General features: G+C 60.0%; 12 protein-coding genes. 4 read left to right on the forward strand and 8 right to left on the reverse strand.

Annotated elements, in window-relative coordinates:
* Positions 1-250 precede the first annotated feature (250 nt).
* The 3 genes from zwf to H1B37_RS26945 form a co-directional block, all read right to left on the reverse strand.
* Entirely contained in the window at positions 251-1,711 is a 1,461-nt protein-coding gene (gene zwf, locus H1B37_RS26935) for a glucose-6-phosphate dehydrogenase (protein WP_182870380.1), read from the reverse strand.
* A 291-nt stretch (positions 1,712-2,002) separates the two neighbouring features.
* Positions 2,003-2,473, reverse strand: coding sequence for a thioredoxin-dependent thiol peroxidase (bcp, locus tag H1B37_RS26940; RefSeq protein ID WP_182870381.1), 471 nt, complete (start codon positions 2,471-2,473; stop codon positions 2,003-2,005).
* A 2,140-nt stretch (positions 2,474-4,613) separates the two neighbouring features.
* Positions 4,614-4,823 carry a hypothetical protein gene (locus H1B37_RS26945; protein WP_182870382.1) on the reverse strand — a complete coding sequence of 70 codons (210 nt, stop codon included), beginning with the start codon at positions 4,821-4,823 and terminating at the stop codon, positions 4,614-4,616.
* 55 nt (positions 4,824-4,878) lie between these two features.
* Between H1B37_RS26945 and H1B37_RS26950 the strand changes: the two genes are divergently transcribed.
* The 4 genes from H1B37_RS26950 to H1B37_RS26965 all read left to right on the forward strand — a co-directional run bounded on the left by H1B37_RS26950 (position 4,879) and on the right by H1B37_RS26965 (position 11,722).
* The gene (locus H1B37_RS26950) at positions 4,879-5,751 is read left to right on the forward strand and encodes a hypothetical protein (protein WP_182870383.1); all 873 of its coding nucleotides are present in this window, start codon (positions 4,879-4,881) and stop codon (positions 5,749-5,751) included.
* The gene (locus H1B37_RS26955) at positions 5,751-7,214 is read left to right on the forward strand and encodes an NAD(P)/FAD-dependent oxidoreductase (protein WP_182870384.1); all 1,464 of its coding nucleotides are present in this window, start codon (positions 5,751-5,753) and stop codon (positions 7,212-7,214) included. Before H1B37_RS26950 ends, H1B37_RS26955 begins: the two co-directional genes overlap by 1 nt.
* Positions 7,215-7,283: 69 nt before the next feature.
* Entirely contained in the window at positions 7,284-8,276 is a 993-nt protein-coding gene (locus H1B37_RS26960) for a 2-hydroxyacid dehydrogenase (protein ID WP_182870385.1), read from the forward strand.
* Between the two features lie 374 nt (positions 8,277-8,650).
* Entirely contained in the window at positions 8,651-11,722 is a 3,072-nt protein-coding gene (locus H1B37_RS26965) for a serine/threonine-protein kinase (RefSeq protein WP_353620932.1), read from the forward strand.
* A 110-nt stretch (positions 11,723-11,832) separates the two neighbouring features.
* Here the strand turns inward: H1B37_RS26965 and H1B37_RS26970 are convergent, their stop codons facing one another.
* The 5 genes from H1B37_RS26970 to H1B37_RS26990 all read right to left on the reverse strand — a co-directional run bounded on the left by H1B37_RS26970 (position 11,833) and on the right by H1B37_RS26990 (position 18,099).
* Complete coding sequence (locus tag H1B37_RS26970; RefSeq protein ID WP_182870386.1) at positions 11,833-12,864, reverse strand: HlyD family secretion protein; 1,032 nt, start codon at positions 12,862-12,864, stop codon at positions 11,833-11,835.
* Entirely contained in the window at positions 12,861-13,640 is a 780-nt protein-coding gene (locus H1B37_RS26975; RefSeq protein ID WP_182870387.1) for an ABC transporter ATP-binding protein, read from the reverse strand. Before H1B37_RS26975 ends, H1B37_RS26970 begins: the two co-directional genes overlap by 4 nt.
* Complete coding sequence (locus H1B37_RS26980; protein WP_182870388.1) at positions 13,637-14,764, reverse strand: ABC transporter permease; 1,128 nt, start codon at positions 14,762-14,764, stop codon at positions 13,637-13,639. Before H1B37_RS26980 ends, H1B37_RS26975 begins: the two co-directional genes overlap by 4 nt.
* Before the next feature lie 130 nt (positions 14,765-14,894).
* A complete protein-coding gene (locus H1B37_RS26985; RefSeq protein WP_182870389.1) occupies positions 14,895-17,327 on the reverse strand; it encodes a prolyl oligopeptidase family serine peptidase in 2,433 nt (810 codons plus the stop codon).
* Positions 17,328-17,535: 208 nt separating this feature from the next.
* Positions 17,536-18,099 (reverse strand): hypothetical protein, encoded by a 564-nt coding sequence (locus H1B37_RS26990; protein ID WP_182870390.1) that lies wholly within the window; start codon positions 18,097-18,099, stop codon positions 17,536-17,538.
* Between the last annotated feature and the right edge of the window lie 125 nt (positions 18,100-18,224).

Here is an 18,224-nt window from a genome sequence, read left to right on the forward strand (position 1 = left end):
AAACCCGTAGCGGAAGCCGCCAAGGCTTTCGACTCGCAGCAGTCGACAAGGGAAAAGCCGAAATTCTTGGCGAATTCCGCTACCACATATGACCCTTGCCGGGTCTAGGGACAAAGTCTCGTAGTTCGCCGCCGCTTGGTTTTCGGCTGGGCTGGACCGTCGCCGTCCTCTCCGAGGTCGGCGCGGGGCAAAGCGTCCCCTTTTCACGCACGTCGAGTTCGGAGAACACGGCGACTCTTGGAACAAAGTACTAGGGGTGCGTCAGCACCGGGCAGACGTCGAACCACTCGCGGTGGTGTTGGGCGGCCATCCACTCGTTTGCTTCCGGCGGTCCCCACAATCCGGGCTGGTATTGGAACAACTCCGGTGCGGCGGGGCTTCGCCAAGCGGCTAGGATGGGGTCGATGATGCCCCACGCCAATTCGACTTCATCACTGCGGGCGAACAGGCTGGCATCACCCAGGACGGCGTCCAACAGCAATCGCTGATAGGCGTCCGGCATGTCGCCTTTGGAAGATTGGTTGAAATCGAAGTCCAACGTGCTGGTCCGCGTCTTCATTTCGCTCTCCGGCACTTTGGACTCGAAGTGCAGTTGAATCCCTTCGGCCGGCTGGATCTGCACGACCAACCGGTTGCCGACCGGGCTACGTGTCTTGTGGCCGAAAAGAATATGGGGCACGTGTCGGAACTGGATCACAATTTGTGTCGTCCGGCAGGACATGCCTTTGCCGCTGCGCAGATAGAACGGAACGCCTTTCCAACGCCAGTTGTCACAATACAGTTTCAGCGCCGCATAGGTTTCCGTCTGGCTGTCGGCCGGCACGCCCTCTTCTTTCAGATACCCTTCATACTGGCCGCGCACGGTGTTGGAGGCGAAATCCGCACCAGTCATTTTGCGAACACTGTGAAGCACCTTGACTTTTTCGTCACGCACCAGCGCGGCGTCGTACTTCGCCGGCGGCTCCATCGCCGTGATCATCATCAATTGCAGGATATGGTTCTGAAACATATCCCGCAGGATGCCGGCGTTGTCGTAGTAGCCGGCGCGTCGCCCAATGATCACTTCCTCGGCGACGGTGATCTGGACGTGATCGACATAGTTGCGATTCCAGATCGGTTCAAAGATCGAGTTGGCGAACCGCAGGGCAAAAATGTTCTGAACCGTTTCCTTGCCCAGGTAGTGGTCGATCCGATAGATCTGGTCTTCGCGAAACACCTTGTGGATCGAATCGTTCAGTGCGTGTGCGGTCGCCAGGTCGGTGCCGAAGGGTTTTTCGATGATCACCCGTCGGAAGCCGTCGCTATCGTCAGCCAACCCGGCGGCGCCGAGTTGCCGAATCGCCTCTTCGTACAACTGAGGCATCGTCGACAGGTAGTACAACCGTCCCGACGGTTCTCCCTGTTCGATTTCGTCCAAGAACTTGGCCAAGGCGTTGAAGTCGTCGGCGTCCTTGATGTCGCCCGGCTGGTAGTAGACGTGCTGAGAGAATTCGTCCCAGGTCTCGCCGTCGAACAGCTTGCCGGCAAACTTTGCGACCGACTCACGGAGTGAATCGCGAAACTGTTGATTTTCAAACCGCGAGCGTGAGACGCCGACGATTCGGACCACGTCGTCCAACTTGTTCTTCTTGAACAAGCTGTACAGTGCGGGGATCAGTTTGCGACTGGTCAGGTCGCCCGAGGCACCAAAAATGACGATCGTGTGAGCCATGGCAAAGGCAAGTGCAGCGCGGAGAGGATGGGGGTCGCGACGCCAGAGCGTTCACCGGAAGGGTAGCCCGCGGTGTATTTCCCTGCCAGGGGACTGGTTTCTGTACCATGGCCCTTCCGGGCCGACGCCAATCACCACGGGACGATGTCCCTTGCGGGCCGTCGCGGTGAAAACTGCGCCGTCGCGGTGAAGACTGCGCCGTCGCGGTGAAAACTGCCTCGACCACCGCCCGGAAGCGCCGTCGTACAGGGATGAGCTGTTGTGGTGGCTCCGATGGCGAACCAGACCGCCTTACAGAGCTGCTAGGGCGTCGATTACCTGTTGGTCGTGGCCGTCGACCTTCACGCGTTTCCAGACCTTGACGACCTTGCCGTCGGCGTCGATCAGATACGTGCTGCGCTGGATCCCCATCGATTTTTTGCCGTACATGTTCTTTTCGCGCCATGCCCCATATTTTTCCAGCATCGTGTGCTTTTCGTCGACCAACAGCGGGAAGGGCAGCGAATACTTGTCGCGGAATTTGGCGTGGCTTTCGGCCGAGTCGGCACTGACGCCAAACAGCTGCGCCCCCAGTTCTTTCATTTCGTCGTAGCGGTCGCGAAACGCGCAAGCCTCCTTGGTGCAACCGGGCGTGTCATCGCGGGGGTAAAAGTACAGCACGACGGGGCCGCCTTTGAGATCGCTCAGCTTGACCTTGTTGCCCTGGTCGTCTTTCAGGGTGAATGCGGGTGCCTTGGTACCGGGTTCCAGCCAATCAGCCATCAAAGAAATCCTCAGGGGAAAAGGTCACAAACGATCACGTCGGTTCGTCGCTGCCAGCGGGAAGCGTCCGCGAGCGGCGTGTCGGGAATCCTATCATCGGCCACTGGCGCACGCCACGTGCTGGCATCCAAAATGCCAGCGGGAAGCGTGAGCGAGCGGCCTGTGGGGGCTACCCCGGTTCCGGCGTGGGCCACTCGCTCACGCGTCGTGCTGGCGTCTGCAACCCAATGCCAGCGGGAAGCGTGAGCGAGCGGCCGGGCATCCTCCAGCCGGGCACGCTCCAGCCGGCACGCCCCCCATCATTCTGGTTCGTATCATTCTGCCATCCCTCCGCTGCCTCCAACCGGCTTCCCAACACACGGGGCGTCTCTCATCGTTTTGCCCCCATCGTTTTGCCCCTCCCCTCTCGCCGCCTCACTCCGCTCAAAACCAACAAAAAAAGCCCCGATGGCTTTCGCAAACCATCGGGGCTTTCGAGATATTCGCTTCGAAATCGGAATCGGCTCGGAGCGTTGCACAGCGGACTCGGTTGACTCGCCAGGGAGAAGATGCGAGTCGTTTCCTAGTCAGCCGGTTGGAGCAGGGTGCTTGGCGGGAACTCCTTGAGGAATGTCGTCCCGATCCTCGGCATCTCTCAGTTCAGTCTCAGTTGCATCCGCAAGGAGCAGCGACTTCGCATCCGCAAGCCGGCTCGATGATTTCGCAACCGCAAGTCGGCTCAGCGGCACAACCGGAGTCGCATCCGCAGCAGCTCTTCTTGCTGAACAGCTTCTTCAGCAGGCCGAAGTGGCTTTTCTTGGGGGCACAGCAGCTGTCGCAAGCGGGGACTTCGCAACCGCACGTCGGGGCAGCGACTTCGCATCCGCAAGCCGGTTCAGCGGCACATCCGCAAGGAGCAGCAACTTCGCAACCGCAAGCCGGCTCGACGTCGCAGCATCCGGCGTCGCATCCGCATCCGCGGTGCTTGCCGAACAGTTTGGCGAGCAGGCCGCCACGCGGTGCACAGCCGCTGTCGCAGCCGCAGGGATCAACGACTTCGCAGCCACACATCGGCTCGGCAGCACATCCACACGGAACGGCCACTTCACATCCGCAGGCAGGCTCGCAAGCGACTTCGCAGCCACAAGCGGGTTCTGCACAGCAGCTGTCACAGCTGCTCTTACAAAGTTTGTCCAACAGGCCAAACGCGCTTGCGTTTGACGAAGTGCTTGCGACCAGAGCGACGGCCAACAAAGCAGGAACGATTACACGACGCATCGTGATTCTCCATGAATTAGATTTGGAAGGGTCTTGCCAGCGCTTCGGCTGCTGAATCGGTGGTGGTGGTGACCCGTGCCGGTGAGCACTTGCCAGATCGTGTCTTGCTATTTCGATCATCACTCGCCGACACTACCGTTTGGTTTTGCAGCGTTTGCTTCACGAGTCCCTCGGATCATTGATCCGTGGTCTTTCGTGCAGAAATGGCTATCGTCCTGCCGGCATCGCCTTCCCTTGTTTTCCTGACAGAATTGCCCACCAAGCACTCCCCGGCGGTCACGTCACAACGGCTCGCCCGGACGTTCCGGATATGACAGTTTCAACGGGCCCCTGTAGGACCGACTGAATGATCGGCGAGAGTAGGAACACGCCCGGGGCATCGACGCCAGGAGAGAGAGAACCTCCCTTGGGGACTTTGTTTGCCCAGAAGGCTGTTTCAATATCTGCAGAATTCTTCCGCAGCACTTGCCCAAAGGGCATACACATCCATAGCCTGGGGTCAGGGAACGAGCGCAGCGAAGTGACCGCAACCCCAGGAAAGAAAGCCCATCTTCTCCCCCCCTTTCGATCGGCCGGCGGCTTTGCCGCCGGCCGATCGAAAGGGGGGAGGTTTCTTGGTGTGCGTGGACCTGGGGTTACGCCCGGATTCGCTGGGGCTCATCCGGTCTCACCCCAGGCTAAGATGTAGATCGCCGTTGGCGAACGAAGCGTAGTGATCTTTGATGACACGCGGAACAAGAGCAACTGAATCCATCAACAATACAGTCGAGCGTAGCGCGGGCAGGGGCGCCCCTTCGATCAGCCGTCTGCGCCAGCCTGTGGACATTTCATCATTCTGCCCCGAATCATTCTGCCATCCCTCTGCGGACTCCCGCCAACGCAATCAGACGTCGCGACCGGTTAGCGACATCAGCCACATCAACAGCGCGGCCAGAGTCAAGATCGTGATCAACGCTCCCAACGACAGTCGCTTACGAACCGGCGTCGCGTCGGGGATTTCGCGCGTTTGACCGCACCAGGGGCACTCGGTGACGCGGGCGTGGATCCGTGCGTTACAATTCAGGCATTCTTCAATCGCTTGCTTCGTCGTCACCCGTTCGCCTCGCCGCCTGTTTGTTTTTCCACACGCCCGCCTTTTCACAAGCCGCTTGTCCGCAGTCCTCGATCCCAGCCGTCCCTACGCCTTTTTAAACGAGCGCGAACCGGCGCGCGACGTTCACGGTCAGCGATCGATCGCCACGGTCGCGACCGTCTTTTTGACCGCCAGCCGATGTCCGGTCGGTTGCTCGATGTGTGATCTGCATCGAAACACGTTGCCCGGGCCGTCACAGCCCGGCGCGATTCCCGATCAAATTCGCCACGCCCAGACTCGACTGGAATCGTCCAATTGGATCAAGTTGTACAACAGCGGCAATTTCTTCGATCCCTCCAGTATACCGCCGCAGGACTACGCACAAATCGGACAACTTTGCGCCGGCTTCGACCGTGTGATCATCGAAAACCACCCTCGATTCGGCGCTCGGCGTCATGAAGCTTTTCGTGATCTTGTTTCCGGCACGCTTGAAGTCGCGGTGGGATTGGAAACCGTCCAGCCCAGGATCTTGAATCGATTGCGAAAGCAGATGTCACGCGATGATTTCGATCGCTACGCGTCGTTCTTACGCTTGCGCCAGATCGATCTCCGCGTGTTTCTGATCGTCGGCGCACCACAGCTGTCGGTGAAAGAATCACTCCGTTGGGCACGGCTGTCGGTCCGTCATGCGATCCAATCGGGCGCGCGTCACATCAGCTTGATTCCGGCGCGATCCGGTCATGGATGGAACGGCATGGCGGATTCCTTGCCAAAGATAGAACTGGAGCACCTGGCCGATTTGTACGATGAATCGCTGGCGGATCTAGGAACGACCGCATGTCTGTCGGTCGATCTGTGGGACGTCGACCGAGACCGATTGAGTGAGCCACGACGCCGAATGCTAGATCGGTTCCAATCCGCCATCCTTGATCAGAAAGCGAGTCGGTGATGGAGGGACGATTCGATGTGGCCATCATCGGTTCGGGGTTCTCCGGTTCGATTCTGGCCCGAATCCTGGCGTCCCGCGGCCGACGCGTGGCCCTGCTGGATGCCGCGACCCATCCAAGATTCGCGATCGGAGAATCTTCGACGCCGATCGCCGACTTGTTGCTCCGGCGTCTTGGCCAGTGTTACGGTTTTCCGGATTTGGAAACTCTTTCCGCCTACGGAAACTGGCGACAATCGTTTCCCGAGTTGGCGTGTGGGATGAAGCGAGGCTTCAGCTACTTCGATCACCGAACTGGGAGCGTTGAATCCTATCGGGGCGAACGTTCGATGATCGTTGCGGCCAGCCCCAGCGATTCCAAGAGCGACACGCATTGGTATCGCAGCGAGGTCGATGCGTACTTGTTTGGCAAAGCGGTCGAAGCCGGAGCGGTCGCGCAGGAGGGCGTCGCCGTGACGGCGCTGGATCTGTCCGCGGTGGGAGACGCACGCATCGGGTTCGCCTCGGGGGACGACATCGCCGCCGCGATGGTGGTCGATGCGTCTGGACAGGCCGCGGTGTCGGCGCGATTGCTGGGCGTCGCTCCGTTGACGGCGCGTCTGCGGACAAGAACCTGTGCGGCGTTCGCTCATTTTCGTGGCGTCGATTCCTATGCGAATTTGTTCAACTCAATTCATGGCGACCAGCGAGCCTGGGATCCCTTTGATGCTGATGCCGCAGCCCAACACCATTTGATCGACCAGGGTTGGGTGTGGATGCTGCGATTGAACAACGGCATCACCAGCGTCGGCATCACCTCGCCGATCCCCGCCGATACATCGACCAGTCGCAACACCGTTGATCAAGCCGTCCAGATTTTGGAAAACCGTTTCCGTGGTTACCCGACGCTGCATCAAATCATGCGAGACAGCGAGATCGTGGCGCCGGATTCGGAGATCCGTTCCATCGGCCGTGTGCAACGCTTGTACGACCCCGTCATCGCAGAGAATTGTGTGATGATGCCGACGACGGCGGTTGCGATCGATCCGCTGCACAGCACCGGGATCGCCCATGCACTGGCCGGCGTGGGACGATTGGCCGACGTTCTTCTCACGCCGGAACGTGGCGGGTTTGTCCATCGTTACCGCGAGTCGATTCTTGCCGAGGCGATGCATTTGGACCAGATGGTCGCGATGGGCTATCGAGCGATGCCCTCGTTTCGGCGATTCGCCGCTTCCTGTATGGTCTACTTTGCCGCCGCCATCGCCTGTGAAGAACGGATCGGTGGTGGTGAAGAGCCGAGCAAACTGTGGCAAGCCGACGATCAGCGATTTGTCGCGGCGGTCGGTCGCTGTGCCGAATTGGTCGGTTCTGACGCGGATGACAATGAAGTGGTGCGCCGAATGCGAGAGCTGATCCAACCTTGGAATACGGCGGGGTTGTTTGACGGCGCAGGCAATCGGTACGCCTATACGGCGACAAAGTAGGTTTGGGGGAGAGGGCAGAAAAATGAACGAGAGTAAGACAAGAAAATGTCGGATAACCTGAAACCTGAAATGAAACCTCCGAAGGTCTTGTTAACGCGGCGACTTCCGCCCGATTCGATGGAACGGTTGGGGGCGGAGACGCATCTTTGTCACGGCGACTTGGATCGTGCGCTGACGCGAGAGGAATTGATCGAAGGCGTGCGTGACGTCGACGGGCTGATTTGTGTGTTGACCGATCGGATTGATGCGGACGTTTTGGATGCCGCTGGGAATCTGAAGGTCGTGTCGAACTACGCGGTCGGCTACAACAACATCGACATCGATGCCGCGAACCGGCGAAATGTTGCGGTCACGAACACGCCGGGAGTGTTGACCGATTGCACCGCCGACATGGCGTGGGCGCTGTTGATGGCGTCGGCCCGGCGGGTCACCGAAGGAGACCACTTGGTTCGTTCCGGTCAGTGGACCGGCTGGGATCCGTTGCAAATGCTCGGCGCCGAAGTGACCGGAGCAACGATCGGGATGGTCGGATTTGGACGGATTGCCAAGGCGATGGCCAAGCGGGCGCTGGCGTTTGACATGCGCGTCCGCTACTGGAATCGCACCCGACTGTCGGCCGCCGAAGAACGTGAGCTCGGCGTGGAATACCGGACACTGGATGACTTGTTGGGCGAGTCGGATTTCGTATCTGTCCACGTCGCGCTTTCCGACCAGACCAAGCATCTGATCGCGAAGCCGCAGTTGGAACGGATGAAGTCGACGGCCACGTTGATCAACACGGCGCGTGGCGCGGTGGTCGATGAAGCGGCGTTGGTCGAGGCGCTCCGCGAAGGGAAAATCGCACGGGCCGGGCTGGATGTTTTTGAGCACGAGCCGAAGGTGCATCCCGAATTGATGCAGTTGCCCAATGTGGTGCTCGCCCCCCACCTGGGCAGCGCCACCGTCCAGACCCGCACGCGGATGGGCGAATTGGCGATCGAAAACTGCCTGGCCGCCTGCCGCGGCGAGCGACCACCCCATCTGGTCAACCCGGACTGGACACCCCGCCAGCCCGGCGAGTGAGCAAAGAAAATGCCAGCGGCAAGCGTCAGCGAGCGGCCCACGGGTTCTCCCAGCTCCCAACTTCCAGCTCCCAGCTCCCAGCTCCCAGCTCCCAACTCCCAGCTCCCAGCTCCCAGCTCCCAACTCCCAACTCCCAGCTCCCAACTCCCAACTCCCAACTCCCAACTCCCAACTCCCAACTCCCAACTCCCAACTCCCAACTCCCAACTCACGCGCGACCGGCGCATCCGGCACAGCACGCCCGCTCCCAGCCCTTGCAGGCCCCGATTTCGTTGACCGATTCCGGGTCCACGAGTAGGATTCGAGCTAGGCCGGTGCGAGCAGAATGACGGATTTTCTTGGGTGCGGGCCAGTTACGCGTCAACTTGATGGGCGTGCTCTTCAACTCTCTGGCGATGGAAAACCAAGAACCAACGGCTAGCGATTCAACCGTCCACCGCGCGCCCGAGCCGTCGGGCGAAGGGGGGCGCGGCCCCGTGGAGCTGGAGCGGACGACCGACGAAGTGTTCGCGGTGCGGCAGTCTCCCAAGAGCCGATCGGCCCGGCAAACCGACTCGGAGGCGGTCGAGGCCGACTTCGCGCCGGGGCTGGAAGAAGCCAAAACCGTGATCCGCCAGGTCGCCGCGGCGGGAGAGCGAAAGAACACCGGCAGCGGACGCACCCCGGCCGACATCGCCAAAGTGCTGGTCGGTGAGCAGCTGAATCAATACTTCCTCGAAGCCCTGATCGGCGGGGGCGGCATGGGCGCCGTCTTTCGCGCCCACGATCAACGGCTCGACCGAATCGTCGCACTCAAGGTGATCCCGTTCGTCGGGAACGATCCCGAGTTGCAGCGGCGATTCCGAAACGAAGCCCAGAACGCGGCGAAGTTGGATCACCCACGGATCGCGCGGGTCTTCGACGCCGGCAACTACGACGACTGGCACTACATCGTCTTTGAATACATCAACGGGACCAACGTCCGTGACTTGGTCGACCACCACGGTGCCCTGTCGCTCGATGACGCCGTTGTCTTCACCTCGCAGGTCGCCGAAGCACTCGATCATGCGTCCCAGCGGGGGATCGTCCACCGCGACATCAAACCCTCGAACGTTCTGGTGTCCGAGGACGGTTCGGTCAAGTTGGTCGACATGGGGCTGGCGCGAAGCGACAATTTGGAGCTCAGTGAAGACATGACCGCCAGCGGCGTGACGCTGGGGACGTTTGATTATATTTCGCCGGAGCAAGCGTTTGATCCGCGCGATGCCGACATCCGCAGCGATCTTTATTCACTCGGTTGCACGTTCTATTTCATGGTCACCGGTGAAGCGCCTTACACCGGCGGCACGATGCTGCAAAAACTGATCAGCCACGGCAATGCACCGTTGCCCAACCCCAAGGTGCTGCGTCCGGATCTGCCCGACGAAGCGATCGCGGTGATGCACCGGATGATGGCCAAAGATCCTCAGGCGCGTTATCAAAACGCGCGGGACCTGCTGGCCGACTTGAGCGAATTGGCGTATCGATTCCAATTGAAGCGGGCGCAATCCAACGCGGTCGTCACGCTTCCCTCGGGCAACGAAGGCCTGCAACGACTGCAACTGCATCTGCCATGGATGATCGTGGCGTTGTTGATTTTGATGATCGGCGGCTATTTAGAACTTCAGTCGACGGCGACCCGTGATGCGTTCGTCATCAATCGCCCGGCCTCGATGAGTCGCACGGGGACGGCCCGACCGTCCTCGCTGTCTCCGCCGCTCGTCCCTTCGGTGCCCCAACCGTCGACCTCCGGCGATGCCCCGATTTCCGATGGCGGGGCCGGCTCCGATGCGGGAACGTTTTCCGACGGCAACACGCCGACGGGAAGCTCCCAGACGCCAGGATCCAACGACTCGACCGGCCAAGCCGATGGCGTCAACCGCGACACGATCGATCCATCGACGTCGGACCCCGACATGACTCTTGATGATGTCTCCGAAGCCGCCGCTCGGCCGCCTAGCTTCACCGCCCGATTGCCTCTCCCCGAAACGCTCGGAAGCGGTGACGAACCGTTGTCGCCATCGACCGACAATAACTCTTTGGCAACCGGCAGTGCGGCTGCGGACACGGAGTTGGATTCAACGGTGTCCGGAATGTCGGCGTCCGCGGCCGGCAGTTTGGCCGCGGCGGGATCCGTGATCGGTGCGGGAAATCCAGAGATGAATCGGATCAACGAACAAGCCGGATCGGCGTCCGATGTGTCGCCGACTCGCCCCGTTACGCCCGCTGAATTACCGCCACCCCAATCCGTCCGCGTGGTGTCACCGAGTCTGCTGGCTCTTTCGATGCGTGTCGACCAAGTGGATCGGGATACCGATGGCGCGATCTTGGTTTCAACCTTGTCCGACGCGATCGATCTGGCGATGCGGTTCGGCGTCGGACGCGTGGAATTGGCCACCGCCGAATTGGTCACCGGTCCGCTGACGATCCCCCAAGACAACATGGTGTTCGAATCGACGGTGGGGCGAACGGCCATCCGCATGGTCTCCACCGACACGTTGGCGATCGGCCGTAGCGAAATGTTGAACATCGGGAACAATCGCACCCAGTTCCGCAATCTGGACTTTCATTGGGAACTGGCCCAAGAGCAGGTCGACGGCGGTTCGATGTTCGTGGTCAACGACAATCGATTGACACGCTTTCAAAACTGCACGTTCACGTTGGTCAACAAAGCGATCCATGACGGCGTGTCGTTTTTCCAGATCATCACCGACCCCAAAGCACTGCCGGATTCGGAAACCTTGCCGGGCCGAGTTCTCAACCCCAACGAAAACGCGCTACCATTAGTTGCGATTCAGCTGGACAATGCCATTGTGCGCGGCGAAGCAACGCTGATCCAAATGGACTATGCCGCCGCGTTGCAATTGGTCTGGAAGAATGGCTTGCTGGCCATCAGCGGTCGCATGATCGACACTTCGGGGGCGCTGCGACGCCCGACGGTCGTCGCCAGCCCGATCCAATTGTCACTGTGGAATGTCACCGCCGAAATCCCACGCGGCATGCTCCGGATGCGGCTCGGCCCCGACGGAATCTTTCCGATTCCGATCGAACGTGAAGCCAATCAGTGTGTGTTCTTGGTCGAAGAAGGCCAGCCGCACGTGGAGATCATCGGCGTGGAATCACTCGCCAACGAGCGGCCCTACTTGAAGCTTCGCGGAGAAGACAACGCCTATGTCGGCGCGCCGACGCTGAGTGATCCGGTGTTGTATGTTTCCGATTTGGCCGGCAACACGTCGGTGTACATGATGGAAGAGCTGGCCGCCCAGTCGCTGCCCTGGATCGACGAGCGACGACCGCGCTGGTCAGTCCGCTGGTCGTCGGCACGCTCCCGATCGCAGACCTACCATCGGCTGACGCCGAGCAACTACCGCCAAGACGGAGCGATCTATTTCGGTTTCCAAGAACCCGATCTGCCGAAGTTGCCGTAACGCCGCAAATGCCAGCGGGAAGCGTAAGCGAGCGGCCCTCGAGTCTCCCTCCGCCGCCGACGTGTGCCACTCGCTCACGCGTCGTGCTGGCATTGCGAGCGGACCGTCACCTATCGAATCATCACCTCAACCGGCAATCCGACTGGCAGCGTCACCTCAGTCCGCAGATCGATCCAAACGCGCCGGGTGTGCGTCTCATTGCGTTCGCCCGCCCAGCCGCCATAGATCTTCTTCGGTTCCATTCTCGGTTCGATTTCGACCACGACACCCGAGAAATGCTGGCCCGGCAACGCATCGGCGGTGACCTCACACGTCTGCCCCAGGGTCACCGTCAACGCGTCGCGTTCGTCCACATCGGCGACGACTCGCAAACGCTCGGTGTTGGAAAGTTCAATCGCCGCATCGGGCATCTCGGGGCTGATCCATTCGCCGGGGTTGATATCCACCGCCAACACGACGGCGGGGGACGGCGAAACGACGGAACAGCGCTGCAGATCGATCTCGGCCATCTGCAGTTGGGCTTGGGCGGAAGCGATCTCGGCGTCGGCGGCCATCAGGTCTGCAAGACGCGGATCGGCTTTGATCGTTTCGTAACGCTGGTGAGCTGCCTGCAGCAACGCCAGGTTGGCATCGTGATCGGCGCGATAATCTTCCAGGCCTTGGGAGCTGAGCGCGTTGCGAGAGAACAATTTGCTCGCCCGATCGAATCGGGATTTGGAACTGTCATAGCGTGCTTGTGCGGCGATCATCTCTTGCTTGGCCGCTTCGATTTCACTTTCCCGCGCACCGGCGACCAGTCGCATTCGTTTCGCTCGTGCCGCCGACAAGGTCGCCGAGGCGAGGTCTCGTTGCGCTTCATAGCGACGTGTTTCCAGTTGAAACAGCACCTGGCCTTTTTCGACACGCGTCCCACGGGCCACGAAGACCGATTCGATTCGGCCGGGGAATTGGGGCCGAATCAAGACGTTTTCCGTCGTCCCTTCGATTCGACCGGCGGCATGCACCGACGACTTGGCGATCACGGGTTCCGCCTTCTCGGGCAGCGATGCCGGCCGGGAGCTGGCCCGTTGGTGCTGGTCGGCGATGATCAAGAGTCCGGTCCCCAGCGCCGCGAATGCTCCAGCAAGAAACAGCTGTCTCATTTGAATCTCCCGTTTTCCATCTCGCAGATGCGATCGGCGTACTCGTAGATCCGAGGATCATGGGTCACGACGACGGTCGAGCTGGCGAACTCTTTGGTTAATTGGTGCAGCAACTCCATCACGGCCTTGCCCGATTTTCCGTCGAGCGCCGCCGTCGGCTCGTCGGCCAGGATTAGCTCCGGTTCATTGATCACCGCGCGAGCCAATGCCACTCGCTGGCATTGCCCGGGACTCATCGACGTCGGCAACGCCTTGCAGTGATCTTGCAGGCCCATTCGGCACAACAGGTCGCCGGCACGGTCGCGAGCCTCTCGCATCGGCATCCCGTCCATGGTTAGCGGGATGGCGACGTTGTCTTCCGCCGTCAGTCCGTTGATCAGTTGAAAGCGTTGGAAAACGAATCCGATCCGCTGGCGTCGCACCAGCGTGCGTTCGACTTCGTTCAATCCGTCGACACGTCGATCTTTCAAAAACAGCTGTCCGGAATCTGATGTCAACAGTAGCCCCAGGATCGACAGCAGCGTGGTTTTCCCGCTTCCCGACGGACCAGCCAGAAACACGCATTCCCCCGGATCGACGTGAAAGTCGATTCCGTCGAGCACCGGGCGAGCTTGGCCGCCGATGACATAGGATTTCGCAATCGCTTTGGCTTCCAACGCGGGTTGCGTCGGCGCAGACGACGATTTCAGTTGATTCGCGTGCTCACGTTGACCCAGCCCCGTGACGGGAATGGCGACCGGGCCAGGCGTGTTGGGGTTGGGGTTGGTGGTGGTCATGACTGCAACGCGGTGTGGGGATCGATGCGTCGGACACGCAAGTAAGGCAAACCGGCGGCGAACAAGCAAATCGCGAAGATCAAGACCCCACATCCGACGTACAACATCAAGGGGATTTCGATCGTCACGCGGGGCGTGCTGAGCGAGGTTTTCAAGATGACGGTGATCACCATCCCGATGGCGATGCCGATCGTTGCAACTAGAGCAGATTGAAGGCCGAGGATGCACAGCAGTTCACGTTCGCTCAAGCCGATCGCCCGCAGCGTCGCGTATTCGCTAATCCGGTCCAGCACCATGGCGTACAACGTTTGCCCGACCATCACCAGTCCGACCAATAGGCCTAGCATCGCCGCGGCACCAAAGCTCACACCCAATCCCGCCCGTGTCATCCAAAAGTGAATACTGACGCGACCGTAGCGACCGGCGGGCATTGCCGACACGTCGGGCAACAGCGATTCGATCTGGCGACAGATTTGGCCTGGGTCGGAATCATTTTCTGTGCGGACCAACAAGTACGACGCGTTTTGAGGGTCTTCCGTGGAGAGTTCGACGGCTTGGTCGTAGGACATGAAGACATAGGGAGAAACCAGGAAACTCAAGATTCCTTCGGACTTCCCCATCACCCGAACACGTCGTCCGTTGATCTCTCGGATTTCCCCGATCTCAGGGTGCACGAGTTTGGCGTCGTCACAACGATCCACCACAATTCCATCCGGGTATTGGAGCGCATCTTCCTGGCCTTCCAGCACTTCGTAGGCGCGTCCCAAGTCAGTGCCTTCGGTGACTCCGACGATGACACAGTCTTCGAATCTGCCGTCGGGCAAGGAGATTTCACCAAATCCGATTCGAATCGGTTCGACTTCGGCGACGCCTTCAACGCCGGCCACCACAAATCGAAACCGTTCGGGAATCCCGTGCGGAAAGTCGACGTTGTGCATGCCCCGATGACCGATCCAGATGTCGGCGTTGCTGCGATCAACCAGCAGGCTGGCCTTGTTGATCAGTCCAAAGAACAATCCGCCCTGGAGGTTCACCAACACGACCGAAAAGATCACGCCGACTAGGCCGGCAATCAGTTTGCCACGGTCATGAAGAAGAGTGCGATAGGCAAGGTTCCAACGCATCGCACCATTTTCGAGAAGCAGCTTGGGGGATTGGGGGTTTCCCCGTTAGTATCGGCTACCCAACCGTCAAACTTTAATTTTCTCGATTCATACCTCGATTGGCTCACGCTTCCCGCTGCCATGGGGCCGACTATTTTGCCCTGGGCCGCAACTTCTCCACAAAAAACGCCCGCATTCGCCGACGACCATACGTCCCCCCATCGCTGTGCCCCATCCCGGGGATCATCAAGAATTCAAAATCCTTGTCCGCCTTGACCAGCGCGTCGACCAACCGATACGTCGATTCCGGTGGCACATTGCTGTCCAATTCCCCGACCACCAAAAACAGGTCGCCCCGCAGTCGTTCCGCGTTCTCAAGATTGCTGTTGCGCACATAGTGATCGCCGACCGGATAGCCCATCCATTGCTCGTTCCAAGACGCCTTGTCCATGCGGTTGTCATGGCAGCCACACGAAGCATACGCGGCCTTGTAAAACTCACCGTGAAACAGCAACGCTCCACACGCATTTTGGCCGCCGGCAGATGTCCCAAAAATCCCCACGCGTGACAAGTCGATCGCCGGGAATTCCTTTTCTGCGGCCTTCATCCAAGCGATCCGGTCCGGGAACCCAGCGTCCTTCAGATTGTGCCAACACACATCATGAAACGCCTTGGAGCGGTTGGCCGTCCCCATGCCGTCGATCTGCACGACGACGAATCCCAAATCGGTCAACTCCTTGTAGCGTGCCGAGTGCGAGTAGCGTTTGGGAACATGTGAATCGTGCGGGCCGGCGTAAATCGCCTCGATCACGGGATAGTGGTCTGTCAGACTCGGGTCAAAGTCCGCGGGGAAATATAGGTTGCCCCAAATCTGCGTCTGGCCGTCTCGCCCCGCCGCGTGAAAGATCTTCGGGGCTGACCATTCTGATGCGTCCTTGCCAACCCGTTCGGCACGCAGCAACTCCGTCACCAACGAACCGTCATCGGCGCGGCGCAACTCATGAACCGGCGGCGAGTCGACGCGACTGTGCGTTGCGACGACGAATCGCCCATCGGGTGAAAACTGCACCGAGTGGTCACCGTCGGATTCCGTGATTGCCACCAAACCCTCGCCATCAAATCCGACTCGGACAAGGTGCCGGTGATACGGATCCTGGTCGTCATGAAACTCACCCACCAATAAATCCAGCGTCCGAGCGTCCTCGTCGATCCGCACGATCTCACGCACCAGCCAATCCCCCGACGTGATGGCGCGAAGAGTGTTGTCGATCGTGAAATTACTCTCCCCCTGGGAGGGTCGAGCGAAGCGAGGGGAGGGCTCGTCTTGGTCTGTATTCTTCTCCTCCGTTTCTCCACCAACCGCGTCCCCCAAATCCACCAAATACAGATGCCGATACCCGCTGCGCTCGCTCGCATAAATCACTTCATCGGTCTTTTCCAGGTAGGTGAACATCGGCACGTGGGGACCGTGTGTCGACCAGATGAACGTCGTTGACGTTTCATCCACGACCGTCCGTTTTGTTTGGTCGATGGGGTTGATTACAAATAGTCGCACGCGCTGGTGCCCCCGATCGACTTTTTCGATCGCGAGATTGTGTTCCCCGAACCAATGGACTCGAGGACGGCCGAAATCGATCCGCGGCAAGTCGGTTTCGAGACGCTCGCCGGATGCGGCATCGAACACAAACAGTTCATATTCGTCGTATTTGTCGCCCGGTAATCGATACGGCCGGGCTTGGACCTTGGCACGCCCGCCACCGGCCGGTGACGATTCGATGGTCACCGTTTCCGGCGGCTCGTTGCGTTGGACTTTCCACGCGGCGAGGACCGTTCCGTCGGGCGACCAAGACGGCGACGCAATCTCGTGGCCGTCGACGGCTCCGAAGTCCAAGTCGACCCAACGCGGTTCGTCTGCGTCTGCGATTTTCAATCGCAATCCCGCCGGCGATCGCTGGAACGCGGATGCGCCATCGGGTGAAGGCACCGATCCCATGGCTCGGTCCGGCCGCCCGCGACGGCGACGCGGCTTGGAAATCGGTTGGGGGGATTCAAATTCGGTTTTGATGCGAGCGACGGTGGGCGGCGACTGGGCGATCGTGCTGCCAAAGAAACGGTCGTCATTCGATTTGACTGCCCAAGCATGGCCGGCGAACGTGTGTTGGGAACGTGCTTGGCCGGGTGCGAGCTGACCATATTGCCGAAGGTTTCCGTTGGGCTCAATCCAGTACAACGCGACCGTCGTGTCCGATTCGTTCACGAATTCGACGCTCGTCTCCAATGCCGACGGCTCGGAACGCGGCAGCGGCCCGCCACGAAGCACCTTGGCGTCGCTGGCGATGGAATTCTGGTCGACCGAGTGGATCTCCCCGGTCGCCGCATCAACCGAGCGGACGGTGACGCCGCCATCGGGTAGCTGTTCGGTGAAAGTGAAGTGTGTCGCGTCGGTCCAGTGGAGATCGATGCGTTGATTGATAGTCCGGCTGCGCGTCGAGACACCAGGTTCGGTTGCCGCAAGCGACGGCAGTACCGCGTGGACGCCCAAACTCCAAACACACAAGCTGAAAATGTAGACTGAAAGACGCAACGCAAAGCCCTCGAAAGCCTAGGGGACGAATCGACCGAGCCCGCATTGTAGCCCCCTGGTCCAAAGCCGCACGCCCCACCGCCATGCCGCCCCCCCACCCCTGCCAGCACGACTCACTGCCAGCACGACGCGTGAGCGAGTGGCCCACGCCGACGGCGGAGTGAATTCCGCGGGCCGCTCGCTGACGCTTTCCGCTGGCATTGGGCATCTAGCCGGCGCGTTTCATTGGTGGTTGTGGCGCAAGGTTCAAGTACGGTCGATCGCAATGGACCATCACAAAGGGGATCACACGTCGGAACTTGTGTAGGTTCCGACGCCTCGGCCCGAACGTCCCCATCCCCAAGAACACCGATTCGCTGACGCGTCGCACTTCCCCTCGCAGCCAACGGATCGGTCCCCAATTCTTGTTGCGGTAATCCAGAATGAACGAATACCCGGGGACGATCAATGAATGATCGATCGACGTGTCCATTGGCAACAGCGCCTTGCGATCTTCCACGCTTCCGAACGCGTTGTAGCCTTCGCCGCAAGTGTCCGAAATCGGTCGAAACGCCTTGCCCAGCCAGGGTCCCTTGGACCCGAACAGCGTTCGCGTCAGGAACGTTCCCAGCGGATCGCCCTGGTCGAGCAATTGAGCGTCGTATTCCCCCGCCAAGTCAACGATCGCCGGCGTCGGCAAATCCCAATAGAACATCTTCAAGCGAAACCGATCCAACCGCATCAATTCAGCGAGCTGATCTTTTTCTGGCGGCGACAAAGATTCACCAAGCATTTCCACGATTCCAGAACGCGTTTCGGGGGCAATCACAACCGGCCCCCCGGACTTACCAAACATTCCCCCCGAAAATCAACGCCGAGAATTTTGACGCCGTTGGATTCGGGATAAACCCCCACGGG

This window comes from Stieleria mannarensis (genome assembly GCF_014154935.1).
Classification (GTDB): domain Bacteria; phylum Planctomycetota; class Planctomycetia; order Pirellulales; family Pirellulaceae; genus Stieleria; species Stieleria mannarensis.

Coding starts and splice junctions, on each gene's coding strand:
- H1B37_RS26980 (WP_182870388.1), bottom strand. CDS start 14,764: ATGCGTTGGAACCTTGCCTATCGCACTCTTCTTCATGACCGTGGCAAA.
- H1B37_RS26955 (WP_182870384.1), top strand. CDS start 5,751: ATGGAGGGACGATTCGATGTGGCCATCATCGGTTCGGGGTTCTCCGGT.
- H1B37_RS26975 (WP_182870387.1), bottom strand. CDS start 13,640: ATGACCACCACCAACCCCAACCCCAACACGCCTGGCCCGGTCGCCATT.
- zwf (WP_182870380.1), bottom strand. CDS start 1,711: ATGGCTCACACGATCGTCATTTTTGGTGCCTCGGGCGACCTGACCAGT.
- H1B37_RS26990 (WP_182870390.1), bottom strand. CDS start 18,099: ATGCTTGGTGAATCTTTGTCGCCGCCAGAAAAAGATCAGCTCGCTGAA.
- bcp (WP_182870381.1), bottom strand. CDS start 2,473: ATGGCTGATTGGCTGGAACCCGGTACCAAGGCACCCGCATTCACCCTG.
- H1B37_RS26960 (WP_182870385.1), top strand. CDS start 7,284: ATGAAACCTCCGAAGGTCTTGTTAACGCGGCGACTTCCGCCCGATTCG.
- H1B37_RS26970 (WP_182870386.1), bottom strand. CDS start 12,864: ATGAGACAGCTGTTTCTTGCTGGAGCATTCGCGGCGCTGGGGACCGGA.